Here is a 21,907-nt window from a genome sequence, read left to right on the forward strand (position 1 = left end):
TAGGAGAAATGTTTCAGCATGTTAAGCAGGCAGGAGAATAGCGCGCCGTCAGGGTGACAGTGTCACGTTAAAGCCCCTGCCTGATGCAGGCAGAGGCTTCGGAGATTACTGGCGGTTCAGCCAGGCGCGCCAGCCGCCAAACTCGGTGATATCGATGGCGCCCTGCAGGCCATAAGCCTCACAGATAAACCCGCTCAACCAGCGGCCATCCGCCAGCTCCACCTTCCCCAGCCCCAATGGGGCGGGAATGGCCGCCAGCAGCGAACCCAGCTCCGCAGAGGGCAGATCCCAGACTTCCACGGCAATCGCCGCGCCGCGGTCGTTATCCCGAACCATACCCGGACGTTTGCCGTCAGCCAGAGCGTACAGCCGGTAATGGGCGGCGCTTTGCGTCGCCGTCAGCAGCCGTCCGCCCCGCTCCCGCAGCTGGCCGTTCAGCGCCAGCCCGTCAAGATGAGCGCCGCACACCACCAGCAACAGACGATCGTGGCTGGCCTGGGTGCGCGGCAACGTGTCGGGAATCAGATGACCGCCAACCAGCGGTAGCGGCTGGATCCGCTGAAAGGCATCCGCCAGCCCGAGCAGGTACTGGTCGGTAAAGACCCGGCCAAACAGGGTCACGCCGGAGGGCAAGCCGTTATCCATAAAGCCGACCGGCACGTTGACCGCCGCGTAATCCAGCAGGTTCATAAAGTTGGTGTAGTAACCGAGGTCGGCATTGCGCTTCACCGGTTCGGCCTCCAGCTCCGCCAGGGTGACCGGGCGAGGATAGGTCGGCGTCAGCACGCAGTCCAGTCCCTCCAGCAGCGCATCGCACAGCGCCTTATAGGCCTGCAGCTGGTACATCGCTTCGAAGGTTGCTACCGCGTCGGTCTGCGGCGCTTTCGCCAGCACGTCGTGGATCACCGGCAGCACCGCCTCCGGCTGCTGTTCAATCAACGGCCCCACCACCGCATAGCGTTCCGCTACCCATGGCCCCTCATACAACAGGCGGGCGGCGTCGAGGAACGGCGTCATATCGAGACTGACCGGCACTCCGCCTAACGCCATCAACCGCGCTTTGGCCTGCATAAACAGCGCTTCGCTCTGCGGGCAGTCGAGGAAGTTCAGCGTCTGCGGAACCCCGAAGCGGAAACGGGCCGGCGGTGCGCCAAACGCCTGACGCCCGTTCCACTGCGGGTTACGGCGGCTGTAGGCATCCCGCGGGTCATATTGCGCGGTCAGCGCCAGCAGCTGGCTGGCCTCTTCAGCGGTAGCGGTCAGGAAGGTGGTGCAGTCCAGCGTCCGGCAGGCCGGGACCACCCCGGCGGTGGAGATCAGCCCCTTGCTGGCCTTCAGGCCAACCAGATTGTTCAGCGAAGCCGGTACCCGCCCGCTGCCTGCGGTGTCGGTGCCGAGGGCAAAACTGGCGACGCCCAGCCCCACCGCCAACGCCGACCCGGAGCTTGAACCACCAGACGGATAGTCCGCATGATAGGCATTGCGACAGCGTCCGTACGGCGAGCGGGTGCCGTTCAGGCCGGTAGCAAATTGGTCGAGGTTCGTTTTGCCGACCGGTATCGCGCCGAGGGCAATCAGCTGCGCCACGATGGTGGCATCCTCGGAGGCGGTGCGTGACCACGCCGGACAGGCGGCGGTGGTGGCGATCCCGGCCAGATCGATATTATCTTTGATGGCGAACGGCACGCCGTACAGCGGCAGCGTGTGCGGTTCAACGCCGTCGAGCGCCGCCAGCCACGGCTCCTGCTCCTCGGCCGTCAATATATGGATAAACAGCTGGTATTCCGGGTTCAGCGCTTGCGCCCGCTGGCGCAGGTTGGCCAGCAACTCGCGCGGCGTGAAATCCCCGCGTTGCCAGGCCTGCGCCAGACTGCTCAGGCGTAAATCAAAGGTCGGCTGGCTCATACTTTTTCCTCCAGAATCACCGCCACACGTTGCCCGGCGCGAACCGACGCCCCGGGTTGAACATTCACCTGCTGGATCACGCCATCGCACGGTGCCAGCAGCGGGATCTCCATCTTCATCGATTCCAGCACCAGCAGCACATCACCGGCGCGAACCCGACTGCCCGCCACGGTCTGCACCTGCCAGAGATTACCGGAGATCGGGCTTTCCACCCCCTGCTGTCCGCCCTGCAACGGCGCGTCGTCGCCCTCTTCGCTCAGCACTTCCTGGCTGTCGAAATGTGCCTGCCCGCTGGCGATCCAGCGATCGCGCTCTTCATTAAAGGCGCGCTGCTGATGCTCACGAAACGCCTCAATGCTTGTCGCCTCACGGGCCAGGAACTGCTGGTACTCCGCCAGACGCAGCGTGCTGTGTTCGATGCGCAGCGGATAGCGCCCCAGCGGGAAATCGCGGCGGATCTGCAGCAGTTCGTCGGCGGAGACCGGGTAAAAACGCAGCTGATCGAAGAAGCGCAGCAGCCACGGCTTACCGGCAAAATCGGCCACCTCGTGATAGCGATTCCACATCTGCAGCGTGCGGCCAACAAACTGGTAGCCGCCGGGGCCTTCCATACCGTAGACGCACAGATAAGCCCCGCCGATACCGACCGAGTTTTCCGCCGTCCAGGTGCGCGCCGGGTTGTATTTGGTGGTCACCAGCCGGTGACGCGGGTCGAGCGGCGTCGCCACCGGCGCACCAAGATAGACATCCCCCAGCCCCATCACCAGATAGCTGGCGTCGAATACCGTCTGCCACACCGCCTGCTCATCCGGCAGATCGTTGATCCGGCGGATGAATTCGAGGTTGCTCGGGCACCACGGCGCATCCCGGCGCACGGTGGTCATGTATTTATCGATGGCCTTGCGGCAGGCCGGGTCATCCCATGACAGCGGCAGATGCACTACCCGCGTCGGCACCTGCAGATCGTCGCTGACGCACACCGTGGCCCATTCGCTCGCCACCCACGCCAGCAGCGCGTCGAGAGTCAGGGTTTCCGGCTGGAAGTGGACCTGCAACGAGCGGATGCCCGGCGTCAGGTCGATCACCCCAGGGCGGGACTGGCCTTCCAGGGCCTGCATCAGGGCGTGAATGCGAAAACGTAGCACCAGATCCAGCTCCGGCTCCCCGGCTTCCAAAAGCAGGTGAGTATCGCCGGACAGTCGCGCCACCAGGCGTTTATCCGCCTCGCCGCAGCTCATCACAATCGGCGAACTCAGGGGCGCGGGTTGCCAGGCCACGTCGGCGGTCTCAAGGGTGGCCAGCTCCGCGTGGTAGCCCGCCGCCAGCTGACGGGCGGTAGGCAGATCCACCGCCACAAAGCGGACTTTATCGCCGGCTTTCAGCTGGCCGAGCTGCCACAGGTCGGCCTCAATGACCGTTACCGGGCAGACAAACCCACCGAGGCTCGGCCCGTCTGGCCCGAGGATCACCGGCATATCGCCGGTGAAATCCACCGCGCCGACGGCATAGGGGTTATCGTGAATATTCGACGGATGCAGCCCCGCTTCGCCGCCGCTGTCGCGCGCCCACAGCGGTTTCGGGCCAATCAGCCGCACCCCGGTGCGGCTGGAGTTAAAATGCACTTCCCAGTCGGTGGCGAAAAAGGTGTCGATATAGTCGGCGGCAAAAAACTCCGGCACGCCGTGGGGGCCGTAGATAACCCGCAGCGTGCGGGTCTCGGCGAGAGGACGCGCCAGCGCGGCAGGCAGCGTGGCGTCCGGCACCGCCGGTGCATCCGCCGCGAGATGCAGCACATCCCCGCTGCGCAGCGCGCGTCCGGCATGACCGCCGAACTGCCCCAGCGTAAAGGTGCTTTTGCTGCCGAGATACTCGGGTACCTGCAGCCCGCCGCGCAGGCAGAGATAGCTGCGCACGCCGGCGTCGGCTACGGCGCCAATTTTCAAGGTCGCCCCGGCGGGAATGGTGAAGACCTGGTGCATCGCCTGGGCGACACCGTCCAACTTCACCACGATCTCTGCCCCGCAGACTACCGCCTGCGTCTGGCAGTTAAATTTCAGCGTCGGCCCGTTAAGGGTGATCTCCAGCGCCGCTTCGCCTTGCGGGTTGCCCAGCAGACGGTTGCCCAGACGCAGAGCCCGGTCGTCCATCGGCCCGGATGGCGGGACGCCAACCGCCCAGTAACCCAGGCGACCGGGATAATCCTGCACGCTGGTCTGCGTTCCGGCGCTGAGCACCTCGATGGTCGTGGCCCGGTAATACAGCTGATCCAGACAACGCGTCCAGGGCTCGCCATCGGCAAACGGCGCGAACGCCAGAATGTGTTGCAGGTACAACCGGTTAGTTTCGACGCCGTACAGCCGGGTCGCCGCCAGCGCCTGCGCCAGTTCAGCTATCGCCGTCTCACGATCATCTGCACAGGCGATCACTTTTGCCAGCATCGGATCAAAGAAGGCCGGGACTTCGCACCCGGCTTCCACCCAGCGGTCGATACGCAGGGTCTTGCCATCCGCCGGTGGAAACACCACTTCGGTCAGCAGCCCCGGCGACGGCTGGAACTGGCGGCCCGGATCTTCGGCGTACACTCGCGCCTGAATCGCGTGGCCGCGTGGTTTCAGCCCGTCCAGCAACGTGGACAGCGGCGGTAAATCTCCGGCGGCGAGGGCAATCATCCAGCCCACCAGATCGACGCCCCAGACCTGTTCGGTGACGCCGTGCTCCACCTGCAGGCGGGTGTTCACTTCGAGAAAATAGAAACGCTGCGCCGCGCTGTCGTAGACAAACTCCACCGTCCCGGCGCTGCGGTAGTTCACTGCTTTACCGAGGGCAACCGCCGCATCACAGAGGGCCTGCGCCATGCCTTCCGGTAAGCCGGGCGCCGGGGTTTCTTCGATCACTTTCTGATTACGCCGTTGGATCGAACAGTCGCGTACCCCAAGGGCAATCACCTCGCCGCGGCCGTCGCCGAAGATCTGCACTTCCAGATGACGGGCGCGTTCAATGTATTTTTCGACGAACACGCCGGCATCGCTAAAGTTGTTCTTGCCGAGGCGCTGGACGGTTTCAAAGGCTTCCGCCAGTTCAGTGGCGTCATAGCACACCCGCATCCCGATCCCGCCGCCGCCGGCGGTGCTTTTCAACATCACCGGATAGCCGATAGTTTGTGCCGCGCGGCAGGCTTCATCGCTGTCGGCCAGCAGGCCGGTCCCTTCCAGCATCGGCACGCCCTGCGCTTTTGCCAGCGCCCGGGCGGTATGTTTCAGGCCAAAGGTTCGCAGCTGCTCCGGGGTCGGGCCGACAAACACCAGTCCGGCGGCTTCGCAGGCTTCGGCAAAGGCGGCGTTTTCCGACAAAAAACCATAACCGGGGTGAATCGCCTCGGCCCCGCTGTCGCGCGCCGCGGCAATGATCTTGTCGGTCACCAGATAGGTTTGCGCCGCCGGGCCGTCGCCAAGGCTAATGGCCCGATCGGCTTCGCGAATGTGCAGACTGCTCAGGTCCGCATCAGAATAGACCGCCACGCCTTTCACCTGCATGGCGCGTAAGGTGCGCAGAATGCGACAGGCAATGGCGCCACGGTTAGCAATTAATAAGGTCTTGAACATACACGGGACTCACATCGTGGCGGGTCGTCCCGCAGCAAAAGAATCAGCCTCCCCAGGGTCGTCCCCGAGGCGCGCAAGGAGTCAGGACTTACGCGTAGGTGTCGTTGTCAGACGTTCGGCGCGGACGGCAAACAGGCGGTAGGCCAGCAGGCGCCAGCGTTGCCAGCGGTTCAGTTCCATACCAGCACCTCCGCCGGCGTAGGGTTCCAGCCGTTGCACGGGTTATTCAGCTGCGGGCAGTTGGAGATCAGCACGATGATGTTGCATTCGGCGCGCAGCTCAACGTACTTCCCGGCGCCGGAGATCCCGTCTTCGAAGGTCAGGCCGCCCGCTTCGGTCACCGGCACGTTCATAAAGAAGTTGATGTTGGCGGCGATGTCGCGCTTATGCAGTCTGCCGTCATGCAGACAGGCGCACAGGAAGTTGTCCCGGCAGCTGTGCATGTAGCGCTTGTCCAGGGCATAGCGCACGGTGTTGCTCTCCTGGGCGCAGGCGCCGCCAAGGGTATCGTGACGCCCGCAGGTATCGGCCAAGATGGTCAGCAACGGGTTGCCGAGATTGGAGTACAGCACGCTGCCGGTCGTCAGGTAGACATTGCCCTGACGGCGCAACGTGCGCTGTGCATCGTACCGTTCGCGCGGGTTATCGGCATGGTAAAACAGGGTATCGACCGCCTGATTTCCTTCAAGATCGAGCAGGCGCAGGGTCTGGCCTTGTTTGATTTCGAACATCCACGGTTCGCCCGCCGGGATCTCGTGGCGATAGACGGCATCGGCCGGGTTACGGGTACTGGTGACAAGGTTCATCGCAGACTCCTTATAAGGCAAACAGCTGGGTGTTGGTAAAGGCGCGCTGGTTCTCATCGCGGGTAAACAGCGATTCCACCGTCGCCTGCTCGTCGTCGGCCTGGTACCAGCTCAGTTGAATCGGGCGTGGCGCGTAGTCGGTAGCGGGATCCAGCGGATGCGGCATCGCGGTCATGACCATCAGCACGTCCATCGGGGCGAACAGCTCCACATAACTTCCCGGTGCGGAGTGTGCGGTGCAAAAGGCGAAACGTCCTGCGCCGTCGACGGTCACTTTGCTGAAGAAGTTAACCACCATCAGCAGGTCTTCGAGGCCGAGATCCCATTTGCCCATTTCAACCAGCAGGTTGTCGGTACCGTTGCGATGAAAGGCGTTGCGCAGCTCCTGGTAGCGCCCGGTGCCATATTTTTCTGCCGTCTCCTGGGCGTTAAGCACGCCGCCAAACGGGTCGTGCCAGCCGCAGCTGTCGGCAACGATCCCGGCTAGCACCCGTCCCATATCGGAGTAGAAACAGTGACCGCGGGTCAGTCGCGCGGTGTGTTGCCCTTTGAGGGTGTCCGGCAGGTTCAGTCGCTCGCTCTTTTCGTGGGGGTTGAGCATCATCATGCTGAGGTTAGCGCCGCCGTCTAGATCGGTGAGACGCAGGATCTGTCCGCGACGCAGAATAAACGAGGTCTGTCCCCCACCCGGCAGACGCTCTTCGCGCAGGCTCGGTGAAGTGTGTAAAGGCGTGGTCATCAGGCTATCTCCTTAAGGTGTAGACGTTGTCATGGGTGCCGGTACCGAGCATGTGCGACATCCGGGTCTCGTTGAGCGGAATATCGTAGGTAATGCGCGCCCCGTAGGCGTTGGGGGCCTGCGGGTCGTGGCGCACTTTGTCGAACACCAGCAGACGGGTGCCGAGGTTGAACCCTTCGGCCAGATCGTGGGTGACCATAAAGACCGTCATTCGCGTCTCGCTCCACAACTGGAGCAGCAGCGCGTGCATATCTTTGCGAATACCGGGGTCGAGCGCGCCGAACGGTTCGTCGAGCAGCAGCACCCGCGGCTGCATCACGAACGCCTGGGCGATCGCCAGCCGCTGTTGCATCCCGCCGGAAAGCTGCGCCGGGTAGCGATCCAGCGCATGGGAAAGGCCGACCTTGTCCAGCATCTGCGCCGCCTGTTCCCGGGCTGCGCGTTTGCGGGCGCCAAAGAGACGACCAAAGCAAGGGGATGACGGCAGCTCCAGACCGACCGCAACGTTATCCAGCACGTTGAGGTGCGGGAAAACGGAATAGCGCTGAAACACCACGCCGCGGCTGCGATCCGGCTCAAGGGCCAGCGGCTGGCCATCAAGGGTGATCTGCCCCCGGGTCGGCGTCTCCTGGCCCAACAGCAGACGTAAGAACGTCGATTTACCGCAGCCGGAGGCCCCGACCATCGAACAAAACTCCCCTTCTTTCACCGTTAAATTGATGCGTTCCAGCACCACGTGGTCGCCGTACTCCTGCCAGATATTCTTGATGGTGATAAAACTCATGCCCGGCCTCCTTCGGCCCACGGGAAGCAGACTTTGTGCAGCTGGCGCAGCGCCAGATCCATCAGCCAGGCCAGCAGGGTTATCCAGATGACGTAGGGAATAATCACGTCCATCGCCATGTAGCGGCGGACGAGGAAAATGCGGTACCCCAGCCCGGCGGTGGCGGAAATGGCCTCCGCCGAAATCAGGAACAGCCAGGCCGAACCGAGCAGCAGGCGCAGCGAGGTAATTAAACGTGAGAGCAGTTGCGGCAGCACCACCCGCAGCACCACCGTCCAGCTGTTGGCGCCGAGGGTCTGCGCCTTGATAAACAGCTCCGCCGGGATTTCTCGCGCCCGTTGCTCAAGGTCGCGGGCCAGCATCGGGGTAATGCCGATCACAATCAGCATCACCTTCGACAGCTCGTCGAGGCCAAAGACAATAAACAGCACCGGCAGGATCGCCAGCGGCGGCACCATCGACACCACGGTCATCAACGGTGACAGCGCGGCGCGGTAGACCGGAAACACCCCGGCGACGATACCGATGCTCAGGCCAATCAGCGCCGACACCGCCAGCCCAATCAGCAGGCGGGTCAGGCTAATCACGGTGTCGGCCCACAGCAGGTATTCTCCGCTGCGCTTGTCCGGCATAAACGCCATCCGTTCGATCGCAGAGGCCATCTGTGACAGCCCCGGCAGCAGCTTGTCCTGGGGGTTTGCCTCAAGACGAATGGCAGAACCAAAACACCAGGCGGCAATCAGTAACACAAAGGGCAACAGCATCAGCATCAGCCGCATGCCCTGCTGTGGATGGCGGTTAATTTGTCGCATGGCGATCACTCCCGTGGTCAAGGATCAGAGCTGGCCTGCGGCGGCCATTTTCAGGTAGCTGTCGTCAAAGCGCAGGCGGACGTTGCCGCTGTCGCCGACGGTGACGTTGCCCGGGAAGCCCATGCCGATGAAGTCGGCGCTTTGCGCCCCCTCGCCGAGCAGCCCTTTATCAAAGGAGAACTGCGCCACCCGCTGCATGGTTTTTGCCAGCTCCGGGTCGCTGATAAAGGTCAGAGCCTCGGCCGGGGTCCAGAACAGATGGGTCGTTTTCAGCTGTGCCTGGTAACCGGCGAGATCGGTTCCGGAGTCCGCCGCCATAGCGCTCAGCGCGGGTTTATCACCGGCGTGCATTTTGCTCATCATTTCAAACCAGGCGCCGGTCAAGGCTTTACCCAGCGCCGGGTTATCTTTCAGGGTTTGGGTGTTGACCACCATCATATCGATAAGCTCACCAGGCACCTGGGCTGAGCTAAAGACTTCAGTGGTTTGCGGGGTCTTTTTGATGGCCGACAGCTGCGGGTTCCACGCCACGGTGGCACGGACGCTGTTGGTGCCGAAGGCCGAGACAATATCGGCGTCGGAGGTGTTCACCACTTTGACATCTTTTTCCTGCAGGCCCGCCTTCTCAAGGCCGCGAACCAACAGATAATGCGATACCGACAGTTCCGGGAGATACACCTGCATCCCTTTCAGATCGCCGAGCTTTTTATCAACGCCTTTCAGCACGATGCCGTCATTGCCGTCGGAATAGCTGCCGGCGATCAGCGCGGTGGTGTCGACGCCACCTGCCGCAGGAATGGTCAGCGCATCCATGTTGGTCATGGTGCAGCCATCAAACTGGCCGGCGGTGTACTGGTTAATCGACTCGATGTAGTCGTTGAGCTGAACGATATTGATTTTAATGCCGTACTTAGTGGCCCATTTATCAATGATTTTTTCGTTACTGATGGCGCCCCAGGGCATCCAGCCGGCATAGATAGTCCAGCAGACGTTGAACTCTTTTTTGACGGCGGCGAAGGAAGGAGTGCTGGCCAGCAGCGCCAGCGATAACACAAAACTACGGATGACGCGGGATCTCTTCATGATGAACCTCTGGTTGGCACAAAAATAACAGGAGCAGCGCGACACCTGACGGTGCTGCTGTCTCCCGGGCTTTTGTCCCGCCGTGTAACCTCGCAGAGGTCGCCAGCTCTCGGACCAGACGTTCATTTATATGAACCGGAACCCTAGCCAGCTATTGGTCATCTCAATGGTCTGTTGCGCTGCCTTCTGCAAGAGTAAAAGCAAAGTGCATGCCAGAAAATAAAGCGCGTAAATTCAGTCTGATATCTGATTTTTTCGGGGAATAACACCACAATGGGGAGTCGTTTTGGGGCAATGCGTCGAATTGGTGCAGGCCGTCTGCCCGGCAAAATAACCGTCGGGCAATACGGCGGAATAACCGCGAGAAATCAGGCCCACCGGCAGGTTATTTCTCCTTTTCTGCCTCTGTGAGCAGTAACTCACCGGAATTCACATGCTTAGCTTTTATGTAAGTGCTGCTTTTATCGCCAGACGAGTCGCGGCAGTGTCCTATACTGATTAGCTAATGAGAATGTGCATAAGCATAAGGGTCTGGCCTATCAGGCGTACATTGTTGCAGCCAGTTTGGACACGGACAGCGCGGGAAAACCGGAGCGTACACGCAGTACGTGAGGTTTTGAGCACTGCCCAGGGCCAAAATGGCAAATAAAATAGCCTGATAGCCAGACGCTAAGTCACTTTACGTATTTTGCACTTACCCACAACTATTATATGGATTTCTTTATCGCCCATTGTTAAAAGGATATAACTATTAATTCCGTAGATTCATTCGAGTATCAGTTATTGGAAGCAATGTATATCGTAATGGCATTCACAAAAGCAAACGGAGCCTGATATGAGCACGTCGAACGATCCATCGAACAACGCATCCGCCGGGAAGTGCCCTTTTCACACAGGGACGCCCACACAAAGTGCCGGTGGCGGCACCAGCAACCGCGACTGGTGGCCGAATCAACTGCGCGTTGATCTGCTGAGCCAGCATTCCAACCGCTCAAACCCGTTGGGTGAGAATTTTAACTACCGTGAAGAGTTTAAGAAACTCGACTACCCCGCGCTGAAGGCCGACCTGCGCGCGCTGCTGACCGACTCCCAGGAGTGGTGGCCGGCAGACTGGGGTAGCTATATTGGGCTGTTTATTCGTATGGCCTGGCACGGCGCCGGTACCTATCGTACCGTGGACGGACGTGGCGGCGCGGGTCGCGGCCAGCAGCGTTTTGCGCCGCTGAACTCCTGGCCGGACAACGTCAGCCTCGATAAAGCCCGCCGCCTGCTGTGGCCGGTGAAACAAAAATATGGCCAGAAAATTTCCTGGGCCGACCTGTATATGCTGGCCGGTAACGTGGCGCTGGAAAACGCCGGTTTCCGCACCTTCGGTTTCGGCGCCGGTCGTGAAGATGTCTGGGAGCCGGATCTCGACGTTGACTGGGGTAATGAGAAAGCCTGGCTCGAACACCGTCACCCGGAAAGCCTGACCCAGCAGCCGCTGGGGGCCACTGAGATGGGTCTGATCTACGTCAACCCGGAAGGCCCGAACGCCAGCGGTGACCCGCTCTCCGCCGCCGCCGCTATTCGTGCCACCTTCGGCAACATGGCGATGGATGATGAAGAGATCGTTGCCCTGATTGCCGGCGGCCATACCCTGGGTAAAACCCACGGTGCCGCAGTCACCAGCCACGTGGGCGCTGAACCAGAAGCCGCACCGATCGAGGCTCAAGGGCTCGGCTGGACCAGCAGCTTCGGCAGCGGCGCGGGTGCCGATGCCATCACCTCGGGTCTTGAAGTGGTCTGGACCCAGACCCCGACCCAGTGGAGCAACTACTTCTTCGAGAACCTGTTCAAATATGAGTGGGTCCAGACCCGTAGCCCGGCTGGCGCCATTCAGTTCGAAGCCAAAGACGCACCGGATGTGATCCCCGATCCGTTCGATCCGGAGAAAAAACGTAAGCCGACGATGCTGGTCACCGACCTGACGCTGCGCTTCGACCCGGAATTTGGCAAAATTTCCCGCCGTTTCCTGAACGATCCGCAGGCCTTCAATGAAGCCTTTGCCCGCGCCTGGTTCAAACTGATCCACCGTGATATGGGGCCAAAATCCCGTTACCTCGGCCCGGAAGTCCCGAAAGAAGATCTGATCTGGCAGGACCCGTTACCGGCGGCCAGCCATAACCCAACCCCGGCGGATATTGCGACGCTGAAAACCGCTATCGCTGATGCTGGCCTGCCAGTTAGTGAGCTGATCTCGGTGGCCTGGGCCTCCGCGTCTACCTTCCGTGGCGGTGACAAACGTGGCGGCGCCAACGGCGCGCGTCTGGCGCTGGCTCCGCAAAAAGACTGGCCGGTTAACGCGATTGCGGCGAAGGTTCTGCCAACGCTGCAGGCGATTCAGAAAGCTTCAGGCAAAGCGTCGCTGGCGGATATCATCGTGCTGGCCGGTGTGGTGGGTGTTGAACAAGCCGCGGCAGCCGCCGGGGTGCAGGTCAGCGTACCTTTTGCAGCGGGTCGCGTAGATGCGCGTCAGGATCAGACCGATATCGAAGCGTTCGATCTGCTGGAGCCGCTGGCGGATGGTTTCCGTAACTATCGCCGCATTGAAGGTGGCGTATCGACCGAAACCTTACTGCTGGATAAAGCGCAGCAGTTAACCCTGACCGCGCCGGAAATGACCGTACTGGTCGGCGGCCTGCGGGTGCTGGGCGCCAACTATGACGGCAGTCAGCACGGGGTCTTTACCGACCGCGTCGGCGTTCTGAGCAACGACTTCTTCGTCAACTTACTCAGCATGTCCACAGTCTGGAACGCCACCGACGAACAGGGTGAACTGTTTGAAGGTCGCGATCGTAAGAGCGGCGAAAGCAAGTACACCGCGACGCGCGCCGATCTGGTCTTCGGCTCGAACTCGGTACTGCGCGCCCTGGCGGAAGTTTACGCCTGCCAGGATGCCCAGCAGAAACTGGTGAAAGACTTTGTTGCCGCCTGGACCAAAGTCATGAACCTCGACCGTTACGATCTGTAATCTCCCTCCCCGGCTGGCGCCTTGCCCGCCGGGGTTTTTCCCTTCAATGTGAACCCCGCAAACGCTGCCGCTTAATCAAACGGCTGGCATAAATCACATATAAACCACCGCTATATATTGACATATACAGCGATATTCTTTATTTTTTTGTCATACAAATAAAAACCGTACCCTTCAGACTGAGACGAGGTTTTCCCCGCCTTACTCCGCTTTCATTCGTCTGAACTTAAAATTAATGCGCTCATATAAACTCGTTTTATTAACCGGGATGATTCCCTGTTCGCCCGTTTTGCTGGCGACCCCGGCATATGCGGCAGAAACCATGATTGTTACCGCAGAACCGCAAACGCAATCCCTTGATGATGTTACGCCTGCCGCTGAACAGCAGGCCACGTTGGGTAACCTCGGTAAGCAGAAACTGATTAACGTTCCGTGGTCCGTGCAGACGCTGTCGGACTCTCTGACTCGTCAGGTGCAGGCCAGCAGCGTCAAAGATATCTATCGTTATCTGCCCTCCGTCCAGGGCGACGGTGTTCGGCCCCAGACTCGCGGCATGCAGGGTAGCGTCGTCCAGAACAACATGATTGATGGTCTGAACGCGGTATCGACCACCGAGTACCCCGCCGAACAGTTTCAGCGTATCGAAGTGCTGAACGGCATGGTCGGCGCGCTATATGGCCCGGCGAACCCGGCCGGGATGTTTAATCTGGTGTCAAAACGGCCCACCGATGTGCCGCTGCGCAGGGTGACCGTAGGCGGCGGGACTGCTTCCGGTGCGAATGCCGCGCTGGATCTCAGCGGCCCGCTGGATGCGGGAGACAGATTGAAATACCGCCTGAACCTGATGGATCAGGACGGTAGCAGCTATACTCACGGCAGCCGCCAGCGCAACCAGTATGCCGGTCTGGCGCTCGATTACCAGTTGACCGATCAGACGGTGCTGGAGAGCAATTTCAGCTACTACCACTTCTATCAAAAAGGACTTCCCGGCTCCTTTGCCCTGGCAAAAGGCACCCACTTCCCATCGCCGCTTGACCCGACCAAAAGCAAATATGGTCAGTACTATGCCGGTAACGATGACACCACCACCACCGCAAGCCTGCATATTAAGCATGATTTTGACGGTAACTGGTTGCTGGACGTCGGCGTGCTGCGCCAGATTGCTGGCCGTGAATCCACCACCGTGACCAATACGCTCACCGATAATCACGGCCATTACACCACCACAACGGCAAACTCTGCCGCCAGCCGATTTACCATCAACAGCTACCTTGCCAATCTTACCGGCAGCGTGGAGACCGGCTGGCTACAACATGACCTGGCGGTGGGGATACGTGGATTCGTATGGAAAAACTACAATCCGCACGATGGAGGTACCCAAACGTTGGGACACTCATCGCTGGACGAGTCGCCGGATTATGCCCGTCCCGCATACCCTGACTTTACCGACCGCTATCATTCAGCGACCACCACGCAGCACGTTTTTTTACTGAGCGATACTCTGACTTTCAATCCACAGTGGAGCCTGTTGCTCTCGGGTAGCGAAAACCTGTTCACCGTCGACAACTACAATAAAAGCGGCAATCGCAGCAGTAATCATAATGACCGGGGCGCCAGCGGCTCAGCCAGCCTGATGTATAAACCGGTAGAGAATGTGACGCTCTATACGACGTGGGCCAACAGCATGCAACAGGGCGACACGGCCCCGACCGGGGCGAAAAATGCCGGAGATGTCCTCGACCCGTATCGTAGTCATCAGGTGGAGGTCGGCGCGAAATATGCGCCACACCGCGACCTGCTCTTAACCGCCGCGCTTTTCCAGGCCGAACGTCCGTTCGCCTACACCAACGACAGCGGTTATTTTGCTGAAGACGGTACGCAAAAGAACCGTGGTCTGGAATTAATGGCCGATGGCCACGTCACTCGCAACCTGCGGCTACTCGGCGGAGGAACCTGGCTCGACCCACGTCTGCATAACACCGCCAGCGCCGATGCGGATGATAAGCAGGTGGTCGGTCTGCCGCGCTTTACCGCCAACATGCTGGCGATTTACAGCATCGATGCGCTGCCGGGACTCGACGTCAACGGCAATATCCACTACGTCGGACGTCGCGCCACCGATAATGCCAACGACAGCTGGGTCAGCAGCTATACCACCGTTGATATCGGCAGCAATTATCGCACCCGTGTGTTCGGCACCGACACGACCTTCAGGTTAGCAGTCACTAACATCACCAATCGTCACTACTGGACCAATATCGTGCCTGGTGCGCTGACGGGCTATACCGGCGCCGGTTACGCCAGCGCCCAACTCGGTGCACCGCGTGAAGCGACGGCTTCGGTTCAGTTTGATTTCTGAGGAATAGCATGAAAAAAATCGCCGCTGGTCTGTTGATGTTGCTGTTGGCCTTCCCCGCGCTGGCCGAACGCCAGGTAACGGACGACGCCGGTAACCGGGTGATCCTACCGGATCGGGTGACTCAGGTGGCGGAAGGCTGGTATGCGCACCACTCGCTGCTGATGACACTTGGCGTCGGGGACCGCATCGTAGCGACGGTTAATCGTCCGGATAGCCGTCCGTGGATGTTCTATCTCGATCCCCGGCTCACTCAGGCGCTGATAAGCCGTGGCCCGCACTTCACCAGCGAGGCACTGCTGGCGCGGGGTGCTCAGGTGGTGTTTGTCGCGCAGGGCAACGGCGATGCCGACGCTTACCGCCAGGCAGGATTGGCGGTGATGGAAATGCGCTTTACCGACTACCCGTCGCTGGCCCATGCCGTGGCAACAACCGCTGAGGTCTTCGGTACGCCCGAAACGCAGGCCAGAGCACGGGCCTACAACCAGTATCTACAGCAGGTTCTTGCCCATGTCGGGGAGCGGACTCGGGATTTACCCTCTACCGAACGGCCGCGCGTGTTGCATATCCAGTCGCTGAAACCACTCAAGGTTGACGGCAGCAATACGCTGATCGATACCTGGATTCAGCTGGCCGGCGGGCAAAACGCCGCCAGCGGGATTGTCGGCAATATGCAGGAGATCTCCCCGGAGAAAGTCCTCGCCTGGCAGCCAGATGCGATCATCCTCGGCCCCGGATGCGGCGATTTAGCGCACTCGGCTTATGGTCAACTTTTCTCGACGCTGCAGGCGGTGAAAAAGGGCAAGGTCTGGCAGAATCCGGCGGGGGTTTTCCCCTGGGATCGCTACGGCACTGAAAGCGCGTTGCAGATCCAATGGGCGGCAAAGCAGCTGCAACCGCAGCGCTTCGCCGACCTCGACATGACGGCCATCACCCGCGATTTTTATCAGCGTTTCTTTGATTACCCGCTGACTGAGTCACAAGCTAAGCGGATATTGCAGGCGTTGCCACCGGAGGGGAAATAATCGCCGGGTGGCCCCGCTAAAACGGGGCCATTTGGTTTCAGTGCCGTCCCTTCTCATCCTGTCCGATTCCCCCTCTCGCTAAGTCATATCCTTCAAATTCACCGGTTCAAGCTGACGCAAACCAGTTCACTTCTCCACAACCTCTCGATATGACCAGATTTTTCGCTGAAGAATGTTAATGAGAAGAGCAATTAAAAATTTAAAACCATTAACAATCCAATAACATTAGCAGGCAAACATTTTATCTGAGGAAAATAATAATATGTCTACCACCCAGGTTCTGGGGGATGCGCCTTTTGCATCCCCAGGACACTCCCACACCAGCTTAACCCAGCGTATTGATGCCCTGCCGGCCTCATTCGGCCTGTGGTCGTTTATTACGCTCCTGGCGCTGGGCGGCTTCTTTGAACTCTACGATCTTTTCCAGACCGGCTATATCAGTACCGGTCTGCTGGCCGAAAACATCTTCCATACCGGACAACAGGGAATTTTTGGCATCTCGGATCAGGCCGCGTTTGCCTCGGCCACCTTCTTCGGATTGTTTATCGGCGCCAGCCTGCTGGCACCGCTGGCGGACAAGCTGGGCCGCCGCCTGACGTTCATGTTTGCGCTGGCGTGGTACGGCGTGTTTTCGCTGCTGATGGCCTTTCAGAACAGCGCCGAAGGGGTGATCTTCTGCCGCTTCCTGGTGGGTATCGGGCTGGGTATTGAGCTGGTCACTATCGATACCTACCTGAGCGAATGGGTGCCGACGCACCTGCGCAACAAGGCCTTTGCCTTCGCTTTCTTTATTCAGTTTCTGTCGGTGCCCGCCGTGGCGCTGATGTCGTGGATGCTGGTGCCGATCACCCTCTTCGGCCTCACCGGCTGGCGCTGGGTGATTATTTTCGGCGCCCTGTGTTCGCTGATCATCTGGGTGATTCGTAAAAAACTGCCGGAGTCCGCCCGCTGGCTGGAAGTCAAAGGCCGCCATCAGGACGCCCACGCGGTGATGAGCGAGATGGAACAACGTTGCGGTATCGCCCCTTCGGCACCGCATCAGCCCGACACCAGCCAGGCCCAGCGCAAAACCGGCTCGTTTAAAGCCATCTGGGCGCCGGAGTATCGCCGCCGCACGATCATGCTGATGGTGATGAACTTCTTCCAGGCGATTGGCTTCTTTGGTTTCGGCAACTGGCTGCCGGCGCTGCTGTCCGGCCAGGGCGCCAGCATTACCCACAGCCTGCTGTACGCCTTTTTCATTACCCTCGCCTACCCGATTGGTTGCCTGTTCTGCACCCGTTTTGTTCACCGCTTTGAGAACAAATGGCAAATCGTGCTTTCGGCGCTGATGACGGTGGTGTTCGGTACCCTGTTTGCCCTGCAGAACAACCCGGTGATGCTGGTGATCTGCGGCTTTATGATCACCTGGTCTAACGCCTGGTTGACCATCAGCTACCACGCCTATCAGGCCGAGGTGTTCCCGACCCATATTCGCGCCCGCGCGGTTGGCTTCTGCTACTCCTTCAGCCGCCTGTCAACGGCGATAACCAGTATTCTGATCGGTATTATTCTGCAATACGCCGGGGCACCGGGGGTGATTAGCTTTATCGTGGTCAGTATGCTGATGGTGATGCTGTCGGTGGGTATTTTTGGCCCGAAAACCCGCGGTATTCAGCTGGAAGATATCTGATAACCGCGTGCCGCGCCGCCGGGTAATTCCTGGCGGCGCGCTTTCAGAAACCACAGTGGCTTCATTGCGCGCTACCGGTCACCATGTTATTACTCCTGTCAGCCGTTATTATCCCCATGACAAGGAGCGTCATCATGTCTATCAATGGAAAAAGAAAGTCCACCGCACTTCCCAGCCGGCTGGTGCTGGCATTAATCGCCGTTCTGTCAACGTCTGCTCTCGCGGCACAATCAGCACCGCTGCCGGGCGATAAAATCAGTGCCGCTGGTTATTTTTCCCGGGGTGCTAACGGTTTTATGGCGCACAACAACGATGAACAGCAGGCGCTGGCCACCCTCGTTGCGTCGGCTGATGCCGTCAACACACTGGTGATGGTGGCCCGGGCCGCATCCACCACCCCTGCCGGCAAGCTGTATGCCGCCTGCGGGTTGCGCCAGCTCAATTACCCCGATCTCATTGCGCTGTTTTCGCCCTCATTTGACCTTAAAGTCTCGGTGCTGCAAGGCGATATTCTGCACGAAGAATCCTTCGAAACGTTATTTACCCGTCTCAATCAGGATGGCTGCAAATAATAAGTCTTCAGGGTAACGGCTACTCGTTAAATATCCGCTGAGCATCGGCAAAGCATTTTTCCGCCAGCGACGACACCGGCTCTTTATTGCGCATAATCAGCGCCAGCATGGAATCCACTTCGGTTTCGGCGATGGGAATAATGTCGAGGTTATCGCTTAGCGCTTCCAGACCATTGTTGAGCGGCATAATCGCGCAGCAGATCCCGGCCTGTACCGCCTGGATTATCTGGAAGGTCGAGTCGCTTTCAAACACCGTTTTCGGCGTCAGCCCTTTGCCCTTAAAGCTCATCTCGATAGATTCGCGGTAGTACATGCCTTTGGTGAGAAAACCGAGCGGCAAGGCGGCCAGCGTCTCCCAGTCCGGGGTGCCCTGGGCAAACTGAAAATGGCGTTTATCGTGCAGCAGCCCCATCCGCGTGGTCGGCAGCCACTGCACGTGGAACAGCTGACTGTCGACATGGTGCAGATAACAGATCCCAAGATCGAGCTGGTTGCGGCTCACGCCGTCGATAATCTGCTCAGAAGTCAGCGACAGCAGGCTGAACTGCAGCTCGGGATATTTCTCGCTGAGCGGTTTAATCAACTGCATCGGGTTCAGGCTGGCTAGCGGCACCATTCCTACCCGCAGCTGCCCCACCATCTGACCGCGGCAAATCGCCGCTTCCGCTTCCAGCCCGTCATGGGCCGCCAGCAGCGCCCGCGCCCACGCCAGAATGCGCTCGCCCTCCGCCGTAAAGCCCTCGAAGCGCTGTCCTCGCTGGATCAGCACCAGATTCAGCTCCTCTTCCAGACTGCGGATACGCATGGATAAAGTGGGCTGGGTGATATGGCAAAGCGCCGCGGCCTGACCAAAGTGACGGGTTTGATCGAGGGCGATCAGGTATTTGAGCTGTTTGATATCCATGGTTGACCCGGTGTAGAACCGTCCGCTAATGACGAACCTCGCGACGATGCAGACCTCGTTCGTCGCGGAAAAAAACATGTTAGCTAAATGTTACGTTCCGCATCGGCCAAATACAAGCCGCGCCGGGAATACGCAGGCGATACCGTGCTGTTCAGTACCGGTGATTGGGGGGATGTCAATGGTGACCATCCGACCGCCGGTGGGTACCGGCAGCCGGACGGGAGGGATTAGCGCACGCCTGCGAGCGGCAGGATCTCTTTCGAACGCAGAGTCAGACGAATCGGCACCGATTTATACGACGGCGTGCCGCTCTCTTGATCGATATAGTCCAGCGGAACCAGCACGTTAGCTTCCGGATAGTAGGCGCCGACGGTACCGGGAGCGATGCTGTAGGCCACCAGGGTAATATCCTCCAGCCGCAGGTCGCTGTCCGGCAAGGCGGTGGTGATATCCACCCGGTCACCATGCTCAAACCCCTGCTTCGCCATATCCTGCTCGTTCATAAACAGCACGTCACGGCGGCCGAAAATGCCGCGGTAGCGGTCATCCATAGCGTAAATGGTGGTGTTGTACTGATCGTGGCTGCGCAAGGTCACCAGGCGCATTACCTCCTCGCCTTCGACCTGCACATTTTCATGAACCCCGTGGAACACCGAGAACATCGCCTTACCGCTCGGGGTCGGCCAGATACGCTCCGTCGGCGGCAGCGGCATCCGGAAACCGCCCGGGTGGCGAATGCGCTGGTTGTAGTTGTCAAAACCGGGGATGGTGCGCTCGATCAGATCGCGGATACGATCGTAGTCCGCCACCAGCGAAAGCCAGTCGATTTTAGTGGCGGGCAACGCCGCCATCGCCATACCGGCCACAATCGCCGGCTCCGAACGCAGCTGCGGCGAAGCCGGTTTCAGCTTGCCCGACGAGGCGTGAACCATCGACATCGAATCTTCCACGGTGATCGACTGGCGCCCGGTCTCCTGTTCATCCAGCTCGGTACGCCCCAGGCACGGCAGAATAAAGGTCTCTTTCGCCACCAGCAGATGCGAGCGGTTCAGTTTGGTGCCAACATGCACGCTGAGATCCAGCCCGCGCATCGCCGGGAAGGCCCGCTCATGATCGGGCATCGCCACCGCAAAGTTACCGCCCAGGCACAACAGCACCTTCGATTTACCCTCGATCATCGCCTGCAGCGCTTTCACCGCATCATGGCCATGTTGCTGCGGCGGCACGAAACCAAACTCCGCCTGCAACTTCGCGAGGAAGCTGGCGCTCGGTTTCTCGGTAATGCCGACGGTGCGGTTTCCCTGAACGTTTGAGTGACCGCGCAACGGGCAGATCCCGGCGCCGGGTTTACCGATATTGCCGCGCATCAGCAGCAGGTCGGCGATCAGCCGAACGTTCGAGGTCCCTTTATTGTGCTGGGTGATCCCCATGCCGTAGGTGACGATCGTCGCCTTTGATGCCGCATAGGCCTGCGCCACCCGCTGCAGGTCCGCGCGGGTCAGGCCGGATTCACGCTCGATATCCTGCCACTGGGTGGCGAGTAAATCGTCGGCGAAGGCCTGAAAGTTCTGGGTATGCTCGGCGATAAACTGCCGGTCGAGCACGTTACCCTGCGCTTCTTCCATCTCCAGCAGCGCCCGGGCAATGCCCTTCAGCGCCGCCGCGTCGCCGCCCGCCTTGACCTGGAAATAGGTTGAGGCGATATCCGTGGAGCCATAGGTCGCCATCTCGATAACGTTTTGCGGATCGGCAAAACGCTCCAGCGCGCGTTCTTTCAACGGGTTAAAGACGATAATCGGCACCCCACGGCGCGACAGTTCATGCAACGTGCCCATCATGCGCGGATGGTTGGTGCCGGGGTTATGGCCGATAGAAATCACCAGTTCGGTGGTGTCAAAGTCATCCAGCGAAACCGTGCCTTTGCCAATCCCGATCGACTGCGGCAGCCCGACGCTGGTCGATTCATGGCACATATTGGAGCAATCCGGGAAGTTGTTGGTACCCAGTTCGCGAGCAAACAACTGGAACAGATAAGCCGCTTCGTTGGAGGCACGACCGGAGGTATATAATTCCACTTCGTCCGGCGCCATGGTGCTGACCACCTCGCCGATACGCGCGAAAGCCTGCTCCCATGAGGTTGGACGCAGCGTGTCGCTGCCCCGGTCGTAGACCAGCGGCGTGGTGATACGCCCGTAGCCTTCCAGTTCAAAATCGCTTTTTGCCAGCAGCGAGCTGACGGTGTTTGCCGCCAGAAATGCCGGGGTCACGCGCTTGCTGGTCGCTTCCCAGGTCACCGCTTTGGCACCGTTTTCACAAAACTGGAAGGTCGACTTGTGCTCTTTGTCCGGCCACGCGCAGCCGGGGCAGTCAAAACCATCCGGTTGGTTGGTGCGAAGCAGCGTTTGCGGCGCAACGAGGGCATCCATTTGGGTACGCACAGCAATGGCGGTCGCTTTCAGCGCGCCCCAGCCGCCGGCCGGACCGTCATAAGGATGCACGCCAGGCACTGCGCGTCTTTTCATGTTCATATCTGCTCCTGAATGCCCGTCGAACGGCGGGTCGACGTAAAAACGATACGTCCGCCGCGATAACCGCAGGCGGACGTTTTGTTAACGAAAGCATAACAATCAGGCG

At 59.8% G+C, this 21,907-nt stretch carries 14 protein-coding genes and 1 riboswitch; of the genes, 5 read left to right on the plus strand and 9 right to left on the minus strand.

All coding sequences use genetic code 11. From position 1 onward, the window contains the following. Positions 1-105 precede the first annotated feature (105 nt). The 7 genes from atzF to HF679_RS06390 form a co-directional block, all read right to left on the minus strand. Positions 106-1,905: an allophanate hydrolase gene (gene atzF / locus HF679_RS06360; protein WP_154143813.1), complete on the minus strand. Its 1,800-nt coding sequence runs from the start codon at positions 1,903-1,905 to the stop codon at positions 106-108. Beyond that, complete coding sequence (gene uca, locus HF679_RS06365; RefSeq protein ID WP_187042742.1) at positions 1,902-5,507, minus strand: urea carboxylase; 3,606 nt, start codon at positions 5,505-5,507, stop codon at positions 1,902-1,904. Before uca ends, atzF begins: the two co-directional genes overlap by 4 nt. Positions 5,508-5,677: 170 nt before the next feature. Then, positions 5,678-6,313: an urea amidolyase associated protein UAAP2 gene (locus HF679_RS06370; protein ID WP_187042743.1), complete on the minus strand. Its 636-nt coding sequence runs from the start codon at positions 6,311-6,313 to the stop codon at positions 5,678-5,680. A 10-nt stretch (positions 6,314-6,323) separates the two neighbouring features. Next, complete coding sequence (locus HF679_RS06375; RefSeq protein WP_187042744.1) at positions 6,324-7,052, minus strand: urea amidolyase associated protein UAAP1; 729 nt, start codon at positions 7,050-7,052, stop codon at positions 6,324-6,326. Between the two features lie 4 nt (positions 7,053-7,056). Next, the gene (locus HF679_RS06380; protein ID WP_187042745.1) at positions 7,057-7,836 is read right to left on the minus strand and encodes an ABC transporter ATP-binding protein; all 780 of its coding nucleotides are present in this window, start codon (positions 7,834-7,836) and stop codon (positions 7,057-7,059) included. Next, positions 7,833-8,648 (minus strand): ABC transporter permease, encoded by an 816-nt coding sequence (locus HF679_RS06385; RefSeq protein ID WP_187042746.1) that lies wholly within the window; start codon positions 8,646-8,648, stop codon positions 7,833-7,835. Before HF679_RS06385 ends, HF679_RS06380 begins: the two co-directional genes overlap by 4 nt. Positions 8,649-8,672: 24 nt before the next feature. Continuing rightward, entirely contained in the window at positions 8,673-9,731 is a 1,059-nt protein-coding gene (locus HF679_RS06390) for a putative urea ABC transporter substrate-binding protein (RefSeq protein WP_123754298.1), read from the minus strand. Positions 9,732-9,790: 59 nt separating this feature from the next. Beyond that, positions 9,791-9,889, minus strand: a riboswitch (guanidine-I (ykkC/yxkD leader). Positions 9,890-10,566: 677 nt separating this feature from the next. Here HF679_RS06390 and katG point away from each other — a divergent pair. From katG to HF679_RS06415, 5 genes are all read left to right on the plus strand, one after another. Beyond that, positions 10,567-12,744: a catalase/peroxidase HPI gene (katG, locus tag HF679_RS06395; RefSeq protein ID WP_154143809.1), complete on the plus strand. Its 2,178-nt coding sequence runs from the start codon at positions 10,567-10,569 to the stop codon at positions 12,742-12,744. Between the two features lie 235 nt (positions 12,745-12,979). After that, the gene (locus tag HF679_RS06400; RefSeq protein ID WP_123754296.1) at positions 12,980-15,103 is read left to right on the plus strand and encodes a TonB-dependent receptor; all 2,124 of its coding nucleotides are present in this window, start codon (positions 12,980-12,982) and stop codon (positions 15,101-15,103) included. Between the two features lie 8 nt (positions 15,104-15,111). Next, entirely contained in the window at positions 15,112-16,125 is a 1,014-nt protein-coding gene (locus HF679_RS06405; RefSeq protein ID WP_123754295.1) for an ABC transporter substrate-binding protein, read from the plus strand. Positions 16,126-16,387: 262 nt separating this feature from the next. Next, complete coding sequence (locus HF679_RS06410; protein ID WP_187042747.1) at positions 16,388-17,797, plus strand: MFS transporter; 1,410 nt, start codon at positions 16,388-16,390, stop codon at positions 17,795-17,797. 134 nt (positions 17,798-17,931) lie between these two features. Further along, positions 17,932-18,369, plus strand: a complete 438-nt coding sequence (locus HF679_RS06415) for a hypothetical protein (protein WP_123754293.1) — start codon at positions 17,932-17,934, stop codon at positions 18,367-18,369. 19 nt (positions 18,370-18,388) lie between these two features. Here the strand turns inward: HF679_RS06415 and HF679_RS06420 are convergent, their stop codons facing one another. Both HF679_RS06420 and HF679_RS06425 read right to left on the minus strand, forming a co-directional pair. Then, positions 18,389-19,273: a LysR family transcriptional regulator gene (locus HF679_RS06420; protein WP_123754292.1), complete on the minus strand. Its 885-nt coding sequence runs from the start codon at positions 19,271-19,273 to the stop codon at positions 18,389-18,391. Positions 19,274-19,500: 227 nt separating this feature from the next. Further along, positions 19,501-21,801 carry an FdhF/YdeP family oxidoreductase gene (locus HF679_RS06425; RefSeq protein WP_187042748.1) on the minus strand — a complete coding sequence of 767 codons (2,301 nt, stop codon included), beginning with the start codon at positions 21,799-21,801 and terminating at the stop codon, positions 19,501-19,503. Between the last annotated feature and the right edge of the window lie 106 nt (positions 21,802-21,907).

Origin of the sequence: Enterobacter sp. JUb54 (assembly GCF_014298075.1) — a bacterium.
Classification (GTDB): Bacteria; Pseudomonadota; Gammaproteobacteria; order Enterobacterales; family Enterobacteriaceae; genus Klebsiella; species Klebsiella lignicola.

Bases quoted from the DNA above. Each gene is read 5' to 3' on its own strand.
- atzF (WP_154143813.1), bottom strand. From the start codon at position 1,905: ATGAGCCAGCCGACCTTTGATTTACGCCTGAGCAGTCTGGCGCAGGCC.
- uca (WP_187042742.1), bottom strand. From the start codon at position 5,507: ATGTTCAAGACCTTATTAATTGCTAACCGTGGCGCCATTGCCTGTCGC.
- HF679_RS06370 (WP_187042743.1), bottom strand. From the start codon at position 6,313: ATGAACCTTGTCACCAGTACCCGTAACCCGGCCGATGCCGTCTATCGC.
- HF679_RS06375 (WP_187042744.1), bottom strand. From the start codon at position 7,052: ATGACCACGCCTTTACACACTTCACCGAGCCTGCGCGAAGAGCGTCTG.
- HF679_RS06380 (WP_187042745.1), bottom strand. From the start codon at position 7,836: ATGAGTTTTATCACCATCAAGAATATCTGGCAGGAGTACGGCGACCAC.
- HF679_RS06385 (WP_187042746.1), bottom strand. From the start codon at position 8,648: ATGCGACAAATTAACCGCCATCCACAGCAGGGCATGCGGCTGATGCTG.
- HF679_RS06390 (WP_123754298.1), bottom strand. From the start codon at position 9,731: ATGAAGAGATCCCGCGTCATCCGTAGTTTTGTGTTATCGCTGGCGCTG.
- katG (WP_154143809.1), top strand. From the start codon at position 10,567: ATGAGCACGTCGAACGATCCATCGAACAACGCATCCGCCGGGAAGTGC.
- HF679_RS06400 (WP_123754296.1), top strand. From the start codon at position 12,980: ATGCGCTCATATAAACTCGTTTTATTAACCGGGATGATTCCCTGTTCG.
- HF679_RS06405 (WP_123754295.1), top strand. From the start codon at position 15,112: ATGAAAAAAATCGCCGCTGGTCTGTTGATGTTGCTGTTGGCCTTCCCC.
- HF679_RS06410 (WP_187042747.1), top strand. From the start codon at position 16,388: ATGTCTACCACCCAGGTTCTGGGGGATGCGCCTTTTGCATCCCCAGGA.
- HF679_RS06415 (WP_123754293.1), top strand. From the start codon at position 17,932: ATGTCTATCAATGGAAAAAGAAAGTCCACCGCACTTCCCAGCCGGCTG.
- HF679_RS06420 (WP_123754292.1), bottom strand. From the start codon at position 19,273: ATGGATATCAAACAGCTCAAATACCTGATCGCCCTCGATCAAACCCGT.
- HF679_RS06425 (WP_187042748.1), bottom strand. From the start codon at position 21,801: ATGAACATGAAAAGACGCGCAGTGCCTGGCGTGCATCCTTATGACGGT.